Consider the following 12963-nt stretch of genomic DNA (forward strand, 5'->3'; position numbering starts at 1 on the left):
GTTACGGCTTCCCTGCTAATCGATATCTGCTAAACTAACCAGTAGATCCTTGATGCCGGATGCTGAGTTACGGCTTCCCTGCTAATCGATATCTGCTAAACTACGACCACCAAATATCTGTTTACTTTCAAATGATTAACAAGGTATTTGGTGGTAATTTCCATCTGTTATTCCTTAAAATAACGCAAACTGGTCTGGTTTTTTTTCAACAGCTTGCTCTTTCTTTCCAGAAAAATTCAGTACTTGGCCGAACTGCTTGTCCGTAAAAAACATGATACTGACATCACCTTCCGAAGGAGTTTGCCCACCAACCCGCTTTGAAATTGCCAAGGCTTTTTCTCGCGATGGACAGTGTTTCAAATATACCGAAAACTGTTTCATCATGAAACCTTCTTCAATCAACATGGTGCGAAAACGAGATGCACGCTTCTGTTGTCGCTTTGACGTCGTCGGTAAATCAAAGAGTACAAGCAACCACATGATTTTATAAGGTGATAAAGCCAAGTTCAAACACCTGTCCGGTCAATGTCGTTTGATTCAAAGCTGAAGCTCCTGCTGTTTTAGATAGTGTGCAGCCGTATGATCCGGGAACAGAAGTTTTCCATCACCAATTTCCAGAATATCGACAAATGACTGCACAAAAAGCGTCATGGCCCGAAAAAGATCTGTATTTTCACCAGATACACTAACCGACTGCATAACCAGCCCAGCCAGCTGGCTTTTTGCGTCAGGTGACAATTCTTCAGTCCAGATCGTTCGATTAAAATAGACGAGGGCATCCACATAAGGTCGAAAAACTTCCATCATATCATCTGCTAGACAAAACCCGTTTTGAGCATTTTTATGATGAATACCAAGCGCTGGAATCAAACCAGCGGCAGTTAATGCCCGCGCAATCGCAGAACGGATAATAATATAACCATAGTTCAGGTGGCTGTTCAGTCCGGGAAAATTTCTATCCCGCCTGAAATTTCTTCCCAACAATTGTTGCCAATAAATCCGTGCGGCACGTGCCTCTACATTTTCAGGGTCGCCTGACTTCACAATTTTCGCAAGTTTGGCAAGACTGTGCCCCATTGTATCGCTTTGCAGCGACAAGGTCGCAGCCTGTTCCAATATTTTTCGTGCGACAATCTGTTTCCAGATCTGTTTCTCAAGAGGCCGTTTACAGTCTGCCTGTAACCGTGCCCGCCTGGATTGCAAGTGATGCCCTGTAACCGGGAGGGAAATACTGACAGGCATATGATTGCCGCTACACACTGTTAGTGGGATTCCCTCCTCGGCCAGCTTAACAAGCAACGATACAGTCAAACAACATTGGTGCCCGTGAATAATGACAGAGTTGATGTCCGGGAGATGAAGTCGTCCTAACTCCTCCCCCGCTGAACAGATCACGATGGCGTTTCTTTCGAAATGCAAAAAGCGATCGTCCTGAGATATATCCAAAACGCGCCAGGACAAGAGATCAGCTTTCTATTGTAAGCGACTTGATTTCCATATGATTTTTCCCGTTTTATCTTGTTTGATTTTACGTGCCTTGGCATCGCAATAAAACCCCAGACCTCTGCCACCAAGGTCCTGACGCCCATCGGTTGACATGCGGGCATCAAGGACGGGGACGACCATCATTTTACCCTTGGTAAATTTGGCGACCTTATAAAGATCCCGCGTCCCCTCACCTATCGGACAATCCATTTCTACAAGGTCATCCTTAAACAGCGAGAAGATCAATTCATTGACGTCTTTTTTGCTCTCAGGTATGAACAAGGCATCTTTTCTGTCTTCGTTTATGGCTTCATAGTGGCTGATACACTGCCAGCCCAATTTTCCGGTACCGCGATTCCGGTAAAAGTCAATCCGTTGATTATTACCCGAGACATAACCAAACCGAGGTCGATTACCCACAATCGCATGTGCGGGCACGATCAGTTTCTCGCGTTTATAAATGACATATTCGTTTGCACCGCCCGCAGAAAGATACAGGTCCCGCGCGACTTTAAAAACCACCGTATCGGTGATTTCTTTGGGTTTGTTGTTCTCGACGATTGCCTGTTGATTTTCGCTTAGTAATTTAGCTCGGGCCGCTTCCCAACAGTTTTCTATTCCTGTTTTGATTGCCTTCAGACGCTCTCTGGATTTGACAACTTCATCAAGATCCGGAATTGTCTGTTCAATTCTGAGCGCGTTCAGCTTCTCAAGATTGGGAAGATCTGTGATCTTTTTACGAACGCGATTGATATAATAGCCGTGCCTGTCAGGCCCGTCGATAATGCCATTACGGGTTTCCAGATGCAATTGCCCCTGTTTCTTGTGGTTATTTTTGTAAACAGGACGCATCTGTTGCAATAAAGCCAAAACCCTTTTTTCAAGGTCGCGAACCGGTGGTTCCAGAGGCGCAAAGACCCGACGGAAAAATTCATTCTCGGCTCCCTCCCTTTCCACGCGCCCGGCTTCGGTCTGAATTTTCTGGATCATTCCCCGGGTGACGCCGCCGATTGCAACCGCATCAACAAAATGATGCCGGTGATCAGCCCGTTTTGATCGGCCTTTTCCCTTGCCAATCTGTTCCTGTATGATTTCGGAATGATCGACAAAAAATTTATCAAGACCCCAGGCCCGGTTCAAGTTGCTGGTAATACGGCCATTTGAAACGACAATATCCTGCTGCCGGCAAATCGACGATAAATAGAACCGCATCAACTTTGCGATATAGCGGTTGTCATTCATGGCTCTAGCGGAAAATGAACCGGCATTTTCATCTTCAAATTTTTCCAAGGCATCGGCTGTAAACCGCCACTTCATAGCTGGAATCATCCTGTCTACCCGACGCAGGATTGCAGCCCAGTCATAGCCCTCTGCGCCGGAGAAAGCATCATGCGGTGTATTGTTGCCCTTGAACAGATTGGCAGTAGCCGTACAAACCACCTTGTTAGCCAGCCCGTCGTCGCAGGTTACAGACCAGGGCAGCACATGATCCACATGTGTGGATGCGCCAAACAGATCAGTAATCCTTATATTGTCCCCGCTGTAGATACAGGTGCCTTTTTGCCGTTCCCACAGTTTATAGCGGATAAGGTTGGATCGATTGGGTTTTTCCTCATTTTTCACAAGCTTGTTGCGAATAACATCATTAACCTTGCGATTATTTTCGTTGGTTTTCTGAATATCATCGCGTTCCTGTTCAGACATGGACAGTTCCCGCCCCAGTTCCAGATGAATCTGAGTGGGTGGCCCATATTTTTTGATGATGCTATTTACCAATCCCCGAAGCTGGATGAGAGCACGGTGAACCACCATATTTGGAATGCGCCCGAACACTTTTTCCTGATAAGGAAGGCTGCTACCAGCATTGTCGCTAAAACTAACATGATTACCCAGAATTTCACCGTAATACGGCAGACGGGGAAGCAAATCCCCCTCGAATATTGCCCGTTCCTTTAAACCCGCCAACATGGCTGCTTCTGTAGCAGAGCAAATATTTGCTTCCAGCACATCGATAATCTCGCGGGTCGCAGAAGCGCCAATCGCGCCATACCCCGAAGGAAGTGGCACCGCAAGAATTGCGCGCGCCAGCACATCATTGCAGTTCAACAGTTTTTTCAACGCGATATGCGCGCGTGTATCATCCCAAACAGTCGCCAGAATATCGAGCAACTCATCCTGCTGCTGCTCTGACATCTCTGCCCATCTGTCCCCCAGAACGGCGTCCTGTCCCAGGAGACAGTCAAAGGGATAGGGTTTAATGACAAGAGTGTCTTTTTTTCCAAGATAGAGTTTATCTTTACCCTTCAGTTTCAAAAACTCCTTGGTGTTTTTCTTGCCAAGCGTGACACCTGCCATTAACTGATCGATCAGAAGATCCCGTTCAATAAAGGTTAGAATACGGATTCCCTCAGCAGTATCGATCCGAAGGTTATTGACCTCCTCATAAATACGTTTCAGTTGAAACAGGCGGCTGAGTTTTGGTATCCGACGTTCGTTTTCGATATATAAACAGTACCCCGGTTTCGGTGTTATTGTTTCACGTTCGAAAAACAGAATTTCTTTGAGAGCATTGATTTTTTCCTGAGTCAGTTCGTCGTGAAAAGCTGACTGAGCAAGCATAATCTTGTCAAATTCCTGTTCGATTAAAAACCGGAGTGGATAATGAGAATAGGCATCACCCGCTTTGTTACCTTGTTTGCTGATCCGGATTTTTGTTGTGTCTTGTCCAGACTTTCGATTGTTTGCCTTTTCTATCCGCCAAAGCAATTCCCCGTATGTACGAGCAGATCGTTCCAGCATCTGTACCTGTGTCCGGGCAAAGGCGGATGAAATTGCCGCTCCCTCTTTAGCAATCTCCTCATCTTCAGACATCCGGATGGCAGAAGAGCCCCGATGTTTTGCCATATGAAGGCATATACGTTGCAATTCGGCTAAACTGACTTGCCGATCCAGAGCATTCGCCCGCAGCCTGAAAGGTGAGGTATTCAGGACATCTGCGGGGGCCTTTTCACGATTATAACCCTGAAAATCTGAGGCAAAGAATTCACATATTTTTTTCAGCCTGAGCTGCTTGCGATCATTGGTTTTTCGTGCACTGCGTTTTTCCCTTCTGTTCGAAGCACCAATCGCCGTCGGGAAAAGAAGCACATTGCCGTCAATGAGATCACAAGGTTCTCCGTTGCGGTCAAGCGCATAAATGGCCCAGCCAAAAGATGCTATGCCACCATCTAGTGCCAACCTGTATGGAAAAAAACCACCCATCCCCTATCCCCCGAGTAGAAAATCTATTTGACTATCACTACTTCAGTTTATATATTATGGGCATTGATTCAATCATATTTAGCAGATATCGATTAGCAGGGATCAAGAGTCGTAATAAGTATTTATTACGCAAAATGGGGTGCTTACGGGCACCCCTTCTTCGTTTGTAAATGGATGTGTTATTAGTCGCGCCTAGGGCGACAACCAGTTCCTCTAAGCCCCTCTTAACCCCCGCACGAAACCGTCGAGGCCGGGTTTGCGGTCGCGTTTGAGGCGTTCGGCGCTGAGGATGGCCTGAACGTCGGCGACGGATTTTTCCACAGATTCATTAACGATGATGTAGTCGTATTCAGCCCAGTGGCTCATTTCATCGGCGGCTTTGGCCATGCGGCCCTTGACCACCTCTTCGCTGTCCTGGGCGCGGGCGTAGAGGCGACGTTCCAGTTCCTCCAATGACGGCGGCAGGATAAAGACCCGGACGATATCATTCGGGGCCTTGGCCGAGACCTGTTGTGTGCCTTGCCAGTCGATATCGAACAGCACGTCGCGGCTGTTGGAAAGTGCCTGTTCCACCGGGGCGCGCGGGGTGCCATAGCGGTTATCGAACACCGTGGCATGTTCCAGCAGTTCGTCCCCCTCTACCATTTCCGCGAATTTTTCCGGCGTGACAAAGAAGTAGTCCTTGCCGTCGGTTTCACCGGGGCGCATTTTCCGGGTGGTGGCGGACACAGAAAGCGTCAGGTCGTCTTCGCGTTCCAGCAGCAGTCTGGAAATCGTGGTTTTGCCAGCCCCTGATGGAGAAGAGAGAACCAGCATCAGGCCACGGCGCTGCAAGGTGTTTTCTGTCATATCGCTCATCGTACTCTTATTCGTCAGATTTTTCAGTGTTCCGGATTTTGGGTGTTCCGGTTTTTTCTGGCCGGTTATTCAATATTCTGGATCTGTTCGCGCAGCTGCTCGATGGTCGCCTTGAGGTCAATCCCGAGCGTGGTCAGGGCAACGTCGGATGACTTGGAACAGAGGGTATTGGCTTCGCGGTTGAATTCCTGGCACAGGAAATCCAGCCGCCGTCCACAGGGGCCACCCTGGTTGAGCAGATCGCGCGCGGCGGCAACATGGGCGGCCAGGCGGTCAAGCTCTTCCCGGATGTCCGCCTTGGTCACCAGAATGGCGATTTCCTGGGCCAGACGTTCTTCGGGCACCGGGCTGCCGTCTTTGAGCAGTTCGGCCATCTGTTTCATAAAGCGGGCCTGAAGGGCTGCGGGCTGGGTCGCGGAAAGCTCCCCGGCCTTTTTCTGCAGCCGCTCGATTTCATCCACATGGCCCTGGGCGACCGCGGCCATTCTGGCCCCTTCGAGCAGGCGCATTTCCTCCATCCGGGTGATGGCGGTCTGCAGGGACTGTTCGATCAGCAGCAGACGCTGTTCGGTATTTTCCGGGGACTCTTCTTCTTCGACCAGTTCCAGCACGCCGCGCAGGTTGAGGATGCCGTCAACCGAGGGGGCCACCGCATCGAGATCGTTGCTGACCCGGGTTGCCAGGGGGATGACCTGTTGCAGGATATCTTCGTTCACCTGCAGCTTGACCGCCTTCTGCGCGTTGTCGATCACCAGCCCGACGTGAAAGTTGCCGCGCTTGAAATGTTTGGCCAGTTCACTACGCGCGATGGCATCGAGAGCTTCATAACCGTTGGGCACGCGGCAGCGCAGCTCGAGGTTCTTGCCGTTGACGCTTTTGAGTTCCCAGGACCAGTTGGTCCCCGCGAATTCCCCCTCAGCGCGGGCAAACCCGGTCATACTGGCGATAGCTTTACCCATGAAGAGGTCCTTTTTAAATCTGGTTCAAATCTGGTTCAAATCTGGCTCTGGTGCGATAGAGGCTGGTCAGTATAAACCAGCTGGCGCAAAGGCCCTTGCTGTTTTACTTTTACCGCAAGCGCTATTGGTTTCCAATGCGTTATACTCAAAGCGGACAAGGCTGCGCAAGAATGACTGATCCGAAAACAATATTTATTACCGGCGCAAGCAGTGGTATTGGCGCAGCGCTGGCCGAAAACTATGCCGGATCAGGGGTTATGCTCTATCTCACCGGGCGCGACAGGCTGCGTCTGGATGAAATATCCGCGCGCTGTCAGGCCAGAGGCGCAAAGGTGCAGGCGCTGCAGCTGGATGTGCGCGATGCCGATGCCTGCGCAACCGCTATCGAAGAGGCCAACCGCGCCAGCAGACTGGATCTGGTGATTGCCAATGCCGGGATTTCAGGGGGAACGGGAGCAAAGGGCGAAAGCGCGGCCCAGACCCGCGAGATCATGGATATCAATGTCATCGGGGTCATGAACACGGTCCTGCCCGCGATTGCGGTCTTTAAAGCCAGCGGTGGCGGGCAGATTGCGATTGTCTCTTCACTCGCGTCCTTCAAGGGTCTACCCAGCGCCCCGGCCTATTGTGCCAGCAAGGCGGCGGTGCGGTCCTGGGGCGAAGGCCTGCGCGGTGCCCTGAAGCGCGACAGCATCCGCCTGTCGGTGATCACGCCCGGCTTTGTCGTCAGCCGGATTACCGATGCCAACAGATTTCCCATGCCGTTTCTCATGACCGGGGAAAAAGCCGCCGGGATCATCGCCCGTGGCCTGAGACGGAACAAGCCCCGGATTGCCTTTCCCCTGCCGATGTATCTGGCGGTGCTGGTCTTTTCCTGGTTGCCGCTGTGGATCACCGAGTTTATCGCCGATCGCCTGCCAAAAAAGCAGTAGCCCCCCCAGGACGGGCTGCCCTGAAGTTATCCAGGGCCAGCGGCCCGGGGTCACAGTTAACAGGAAGCAGTTAAAAGGGGTGGCGGCAAGGTATCAGTTACGGGAGGCCAGATGCGCATTCTCCGATACACAGCTCCAGATACGGCCAGATAAGAGAGGTATCCCCGATACCAAACGCAAAAGGCGCGTTCCGTCGTAAGACAAAACGCGCTGCGGCTCCAGCCTGACCGGACGGAGAAAGAAAAGGATTATTTGTGACGGAAAGTGATCCGGCCCTTGGTCAGATCGTAGGGGGTCATTTCAACGTCAACCTTGTCACCAACCATGGTACGGATACGGAATTTACGCATCTTTCCCCCAGTGTGAGCAATGATTTCGTGGCCGTTTTCCAGCTGAACACGAAACATCGCATTCGGCAGTTTCTCGATAACAGTACCACTGAATTCAAGTAGTTCTTCTTTAGCCATACAGCTAGCCTTTTCCTTCGGGCGTTCACGGGTTTGGCAAACCTACCGAACATTTACAAAAGGTCAAGCAAACATCGCATATTGGACTTAAAATCATTCAAAAGAGCCACATTTTGCCATTATTGCCGAAGCTTTACCTGCCCTTTGCGCTACTTCATCTGGACCGAGCGCCAGATCCGGACGTTTTTGTTGTGTTCCTTGAGGGTTCGGGCGAAGGCATGTCCGCCAGTTCCGTCGGCAACAAAGTAGAGGTATTTGGTTGCTGCGGGCTGCATCACGGCCTCGAGCGCTGACCTGCCGACATTGGCAATCGGCCCCGGTGGCAGCCCGTCGATGGTGTAGGTATTATAGGCGGTCAGGGCCTTGAGATCGGCGCGGGTCAGGCTGCGCCCGAGTGCCGCCTTGCCCAAGGTAATGCCATAGGTCACGGTCGGGTCAGACTGCAGCCGCATGCTTTTGTTCAGACGGTTGACAAACACCCCGGCCACCAGCGGCCGCTCCGAAGCGATCCCGGTTTCCTTTTCGACGATCGAGGCCAGGATCAGGGCTTCTTGCGGAGACTTCAGCGGCAGGTTTTCCTGCCTTTTGTCCCAGAGTTCCTGAAGAGTTTTGCTCAAGTCCGCCTGCATGCGGTCAATAATCGACTGGCGACTGTCGCCGCGAACAAAGTGATAGGTCTCGGGCAGCAGGCTGCCTTCGTCCGGCGTCAGGTTGATTGTGCCCTCAAGCGTCGGTTCGGCCAGCAGAAGGTCAACGATTTCCTGTGAGGTTTTGCCCTCGGGGATCGTGACCGAATAGACGATGCTCTTGCCAGATTCGAGAATGCCGATGGCCTGATCAATGGAAATCTGGGCCGGGAAGAGATATTCCCCCGCCTTCAAGTTCTTTGACCGCTGGGTGTAGCGGGCACCCAGTTGAAACACCAGCGGGTCATCAATCACCCCCTCTTTTACCAGCAGGTCCGAGATTTTCTCCAGCCCGGCACCGCGCGGAATCATGACAGAAACATCCTGTTGCAACGGACCGGGCGCCAGAAAACGAACCTGAGCCGTATAGGCGAGAATCGCACAGGTCAGAACAATCAGGGCCAAAAGAAACGAGGCCCACTTCAGAAAAGCAGGCCTCGTCGTGTTTTTAGGTTCTTCGCTCACGTGACCAACGATTAACGGAATGCTTTCAGCACGAGGCTGGCATTGGTTCCGCCAAATCCAAAAGAGTTGGAAAGTGCAATATCGATCTTCCGTTCCTGCGCCTCAAGCGGCACCAGATTGATGCCACGGCATTCTTCGGAAGGATTCTCGAGGTTCAATGTCGGCGGAACAACGCCTTCTTTGATCGCCTTGATCGAGAAGATCGCCTCGACAGCACCAGCCGCCCCAAGCAGATGGCCGATTGCCGATTTGGTCGAGGACATGCAAAGGTTGTCATTGCCGCCAAACAGGCGCTTCACAGCACCAAATTCGATCTCGTCACCCAGCGGTGTCGAGGTTCCGTGCGCGTTGATATAGTTAACATCTGACGCGGAAATCCCGGCACGTTTCAATGCAGCGGACATGGCCCGGAAACCACCATTGCCATCCGCAGGAGGCGCGGTGATGTGATAGGCATCCCCGGAGAGACCGTAGCCGACAACTTCACCATAGATGGTCGCGCCACGGGCCTTGGCGTGTTCGAGTTCTTCAAGCACAACAGCCCCGGCACCCTCGCCCATGACAAAACCGTCACGTCCCTGATCCCAAGGCCGCGAGCCTTTTTCTGGCGCATCGTTGTAGCCGGAAGACAGCGCACGCGAAGCACAGAAGCCAGCGATACCAAGTCGGCAAACCGCGGCCTCAGCTCCACCAGCAATCATCACGTCGGCATCGTCGAGCATGATCAGCCGCGCCGCATCGCCAATGGCGTGCGCCCCGGTAGAACAGGCTGTCACAACCGCGTGGTTCGGGCCTTTATAGCCGTACTTGATGGAAACCTGGCCTGAAACCAGATTGATCAAGGCCGAAGGAATGAAAAAGGGAGAAAGCTTGCGCGGGCCTTTTTCCTCGAGAAGCAGAGCCCCGTTGGCGATTGCCTGCAGTCCCCCGATGCCCGAGCCGATCATGACACCGGTGCGAAACTGGCTTTCCTCGTTTGGCGGTTCCCAACCGGAATCCTCAATGGCCTGCTGTGCCGCAGCCATCCCAAAAACGATAAAAGGATCCAGTTTCCGGCGATCTTTTAAAGGGACGAATTCTTCGACATTGAATTTTCCGTCCGCGGTTTCGCCGACAGGAACCTGCCCGGCAATCTGGGAAGGAAGATCCGAAACCTCGAAACCTTCGATTTTGTTGATACCGGATTCCCCGTTGATGAGACGTGACCAGATGTGATCAACGCCACTTCCCAGTGGAGAAACCATACCGAGACCGGTAATTACGACACGACGCATGATACTGTGATGTCTCTATACTATTTAAAGACGAAAACGCCGGGACGTTGTCCCGGCGTAAAAACGATTAAACGTTTTCCGAAATGAAATCGACAGCGTTCTGAACTGTGACGATTTTCTCGGCTGCATCATCAGGAATCTCACAACCGAACTCTTCTTCGAAAGCCATAACGAGTTCGACGGTATCCAGACTGTCCGCACCGAGGTCATCGATGAAACTTGCAGAATTTACAACTTTGGACTCTTCAACACCCAGGTGTTCAACTACAATTTTTTTAACGCGATCAGCGACATCGTTGCTCATAAAACTTAGCCCTTAACTAATTATCGCCTTTCGGCGGAGTTTCTTTATGGCCGTATGGCCTGAATTCCTATTATTTCCCTGCATTCTGCAGAGAGGCGCCGCCTCATAACACACTTTTCAGCGGCTTGCCAACGCCCTTGACGTATATCCTTCATAAAGATTCCACGCCAAGGGGTCAATTACAGATTATATCATGGCCATTCCGCCATTCACATGCAAGGTCTGTCCTGTAACGTAGGCAGCCTCGTTACTCGCGAGATAGGCAACAGACGCCGCAATGTCTTCCGGCGAACCCAGACGGTCACAGGGGATCGTGCTCAGAAGCTTTGCTTTCTGCTCGTCTGCAAGAACATCTGTCATGGCTGTCTGGATAAAGCCAGGAGCAACACAGTTTACGGTAATTCCGCGCGACGCGATTTCCTGGGCCAGTGATTTACTCATGCCGATCAGGCCCGCCTTGGAGGCAGCATAGTTGGTCTGCCCCGCATTGCCAGTTGTCCCGACAACAGAGGTAATGCCGATAATCCGGCCCCAGCGGCGTTTCATCATGCCCCGCATGCAGGCCTTTGCCAGGCGGAAACTTGCAGTCAGATTAACCGCCAGCACCATATCCCAGTCTTCGTCTTTCAGACGCATCGCCAGGTTGTCCCGGGTCAGGCCCGCATTGTTGACGAGGATATCCACCTGGCCCATTGCCTCTTCCGACCGTTTGATCAGATCAGCCGGAGCATCGGTTTCGGACAGGTTGGCAGGCAGGACAAAAACCCGTTCCCCGCCAAGGTCAGCCGCAACCTTTTCCAGGGCCTCGACCCTTGTACCGGAAAGGCCGACTGTCGCCCCCTGGGCGTGCAAGGCAGCAGCAATTGCATGCCCGATGCCACCAGAGGCACCTGTAACCAGGGCAGTTTTGCCGGAAAGATCAAACATCAGTAACTCCTAGAAATATATATCGCCGGGAAAGAGTACCCAATCCGGGTACACAGACCAAGCGGCAAGAAAATTGTGCACGATTATTAAAGGCGGCGGGTATTAAAGATGGCGGGCATCAAAGCCCGCCTCAATTTAAAGCGCCTTGAGCAGTTCCTCGATTTCTGCCGGTGTCCCGGCATTGGCGGACTCAAGTTCCTTGTCGATACGACGCACCAGACCGCTCAGGACTTTCCCGGCACCCAGTTCCACCAGCTGCTCAACGCCCTGCTCCTTCATAAAGAGAACAGATTCGCGCCAGCGCACCACGCCGGTTACCTGCTGGACCAGAAAATTCCGAATCGCTTCCGGGTCGCTGACAAAATCAACGGCAACGTTGCTGATGACCGGCAGAGACGGTGCGCGCAGGGTCACGCCCGCCAGCGCCTCGGCCATAACATCGGCGGCAGGTGCCATAAGAGAACAGTGGAATGGCGCGCTGACTGGCAGCAACAATGCCCGCTTGGCACCTTTTTCCTTGGCAATATCCAGCGCCCGCTCGATTGCACCCCGATGCCCGCTGATCACCACCTGGCCCGGCGCGTTGTCATTGGCAGCAGAACAGACTTCACCCTGTGCGGCTTCCCTGGCAACAGCCTGGGCTTCCTCAAAATCCAGTCCAAGCAAAGCAGCCATTGCCCCCTGCCCTACAGGAACCGCCTGCTGCATGGACTGGCCACGCAACTTCAGCAATCTTGCCGCATCCGACAATTCCAGTGCGCCCACAGCCGCAAGGGCCGAGTATTCGCCCAGGGAATGCCCGGCGACACAGATACCGCGGTCTGCCAGGTTAAAATTACCTTCGCTCTGGAGAATACGCACAACAGCCATACTCACTGCCATCAAGGCTGGTTGAGCATTTTCTGTCAGGGTCAGATCTCCCTCAGGTCCCTCAAACATCAGCTTTGAAAGCTTCTGACCAAGAGCGTCGTCAACTTCCTCAAACACCTGGCGGGCAACGGGATAGGCTTCGGCCAGTTCCTTGCCCATGCCGACAACCTGTGATCCTTGACCAGGAAAGACAAAAGCACGTTTCATATTGTTATTCCTCTACTGCAATCATTTCAAACCCTGCCCGGAAGCCTGTAGGCAAAAAACAGATACACATCCGAAACCAGCGCCGATTTTAGTTCCTGCCCTGTTCCCAGCCCGACGGCCTCTGAATAACCCTCTGCATAAAAAGGGCAGCAAAAGCGTCGTTCTCTACGGGTTCAATTCTGGCCCATATTATTCTGGCCCAGAAATAGCCCTGTCCGGCAAAAGATGCAATAAATTGCGCAGCAAATCGTCCGGCAAGCTGCTTTCC

Annotated in this window: 12 protein-coding genes; 1 reads left to right on the forward strand and 11 read right to left on the reverse strand. The window is 52.3% G+C overall.

Annotated features, from left to right (window positions below):
* Positions 1–174: 174 nt before the first annotated feature.
* From cas2 to B152_RS0119085, 5 genes are all read right to left on the reverse strand, one after another.
* Positions 175–504, reverse strand: a complete 330-nt coding sequence (gene cas2, locus B152_RS0119065; RefSeq protein WP_211212250.1) for a CRISPR-associated endonuclease Cas2 — start codon at positions 502–504, stop codon at positions 175–177.
* Between the two features lie 33 nt (positions 505–537).
* Positions 538–1461 (reverse strand): type II CRISPR-associated endonuclease Cas1, encoded by a 924-nt coding sequence (gene cas1 / locus B152_RS24395; RefSeq protein WP_083921949.1) that lies wholly within the window; start codon positions 1459–1461, stop codon positions 538–540.
* 12 nt (positions 1462–1473) lie between these two features.
* The gene (gene cas9, locus B152_RS0119075) at positions 1474–4746 is read right to left on the reverse strand and encodes a type II CRISPR RNA-guided endonuclease Cas9 (RefSeq protein WP_020594047.1); all 3273 of its coding nucleotides are present in this window, start codon (positions 4744–4746) and stop codon (positions 1474–1476) included.
* A gap of 213 nt (positions 4747–4959) precedes the next feature.
* Entirely contained in the window at positions 4960–5604 is a 645-nt protein-coding gene (gene gmk, locus B152_RS0119080) for a guanylate kinase (protein WP_020594048.1), read from the reverse strand.
* A 65-nt stretch (positions 5605–5669) separates the two neighbouring features.
* Positions 5670–6563, reverse strand: coding sequence for a YicC/YloC family endoribonuclease (locus B152_RS0119085; RefSeq protein WP_020594049.1), 894 nt, complete (start codon positions 6561–6563; stop codon positions 5670–5672).
* Between the two features lie 170 nt (positions 6564–6733).
* Here B152_RS0119085 and B152_RS0119095 point away from each other — a divergent pair, with 170 nt between their 5' ends.
* Positions 6734–7495 carry an SDR family NAD(P)-dependent oxidoreductase gene (locus B152_RS0119095; protein ID WP_020594051.1) on the forward strand — a complete coding sequence of 254 codons (762 nt, stop codon included), beginning with the start codon at positions 6734–6736 and terminating at the stop codon, positions 7493–7495.
* Between the two features lie 248 nt (positions 7496–7743).
* Here B152_RS0119095 and infA read toward each other — a convergent pair whose 3' ends face one another.
* From infA to fabD, 6 genes are all read right to left on the reverse strand, one after another.
* Positions 7744–7962, reverse strand: coding sequence for a translation initiation factor IF-1 (gene infA / locus B152_RS0119100; protein WP_020594052.1), 219 nt, complete (start codon positions 7960–7962; stop codon positions 7744–7746).
* 149 nt (positions 7963–8111) lie between these two features.
* On the reverse strand, positions 8112–9113 hold the full coding sequence (mltG, locus tag B152_RS0119105; protein ID WP_020594053.1) for an endolytic transglycosylase MltG: 1002 nt from the start codon (positions 9111–9113) through the stop codon (positions 8112–8114).
* 11 nt (positions 9114–9124) lie between these two features.
* Positions 9125–10387, reverse strand: coding sequence for a beta-ketoacyl-ACP synthase II (gene fabF, locus B152_RS0119110; RefSeq protein WP_020594054.1), 1263 nt, complete (start codon positions 10385–10387; stop codon positions 9125–9127).
* A 67-nt stretch (positions 10388–10454) separates the two neighbouring features.
* Positions 10455–10691, reverse strand: a complete 237-nt coding sequence (locus B152_RS0119115) for an acyl carrier protein (protein ID WP_020594055.1) — start codon at positions 10689–10691, stop codon at positions 10455–10457.
* Between the two features lie 186 nt (positions 10692–10877).
* Positions 10878–11618, reverse strand: a complete 741-nt coding sequence (gene fabG, locus B152_RS0119120) for a 3-oxoacyl-[acyl-carrier-protein] reductase (protein ID WP_020594056.1) — start codon at positions 11616–11618, stop codon at positions 10878–10880.
* 135 nt (positions 11619–11753) lie between these two features.
* Positions 11754–12695 carry an ACP S-malonyltransferase gene (gene fabD, locus B152_RS0119125; RefSeq protein ID WP_020594057.1) on the reverse strand — a complete coding sequence of 314 codons (942 nt, stop codon included), beginning with the start codon at positions 12693–12695 and terminating at the stop codon, positions 11754–11756.
* Positions 12696–12963 lie beyond the last annotated feature (268 nt).

The sequence above is a fragment of the Kiloniella laminariae DSM 19542 genome, from assembly GCF_000374005.1.
GTDB lineage: Bacteria > Pseudomonadota > Alphaproteobacteria > Kiloniellales > Kiloniellaceae > Kiloniella > Kiloniella laminariae.

What these genes read in the sequence shown, in the direction of transcription:
- cas9 (WP_020594047.1), bottom strand. Translation starts at nt 4,746, where the DNA reads ATGGGTGGTTTTTTTCCATACAGGTTGGCACTAGATGGTGGCATAGCA.
- gmk (WP_020594048.1), bottom strand. Translation starts at nt 5,604, where the DNA reads ATGAGCGATATGACAGAAAACACCTTGCAGCGCCGTGGCCTGATGCTG.
- B152_RS0119085 (WP_020594049.1), bottom strand. Translation starts at nt 6,563, where the DNA reads ATGGGTAAAGCTATCGCCAGTATGACCGGGTTTGCCCGCGCTGAGGGG.
- B152_RS0119095 (WP_020594051.1), top strand. Translation starts at nt 6,734, where the DNA reads ATGACTGATCCGAAAACAATATTTATTACCGGCGCAAGCAGTGGTATT.
- infA (WP_020594052.1), bottom strand. Translation starts at nt 7,962, where the DNA reads ATGGCTAAAGAAGAACTACTTGAATTCAGTGGTACTGTTATCGAGAAA.
- fabF (WP_020594054.1), bottom strand. Translation starts at nt 10,387, where the DNA reads ATGCGTCGTGTCGTAATTACCGGTCTCGGTATGGTTTCTCCACTGGGA.
- B152_RS0119115 (WP_020594055.1), bottom strand. Translation starts at nt 10,691, where the DNA reads ATGAGCAACGATGTCGCTGATCGCGTTAAAAAAATTGTAGTTGAACAC.
- fabG (WP_020594056.1), bottom strand. Translation starts at nt 11,618, where the DNA reads ATGTTTGATCTTTCCGGCAAAACTGCCCTGGTTACAGGTGCCTCTGGT.
- fabD (WP_020594057.1), bottom strand. Translation starts at nt 12,695, where the DNA reads ATGAAACGTGCTTTTGTCTTTCCTGGTCAAGGATCACAGGTTGTCGGC.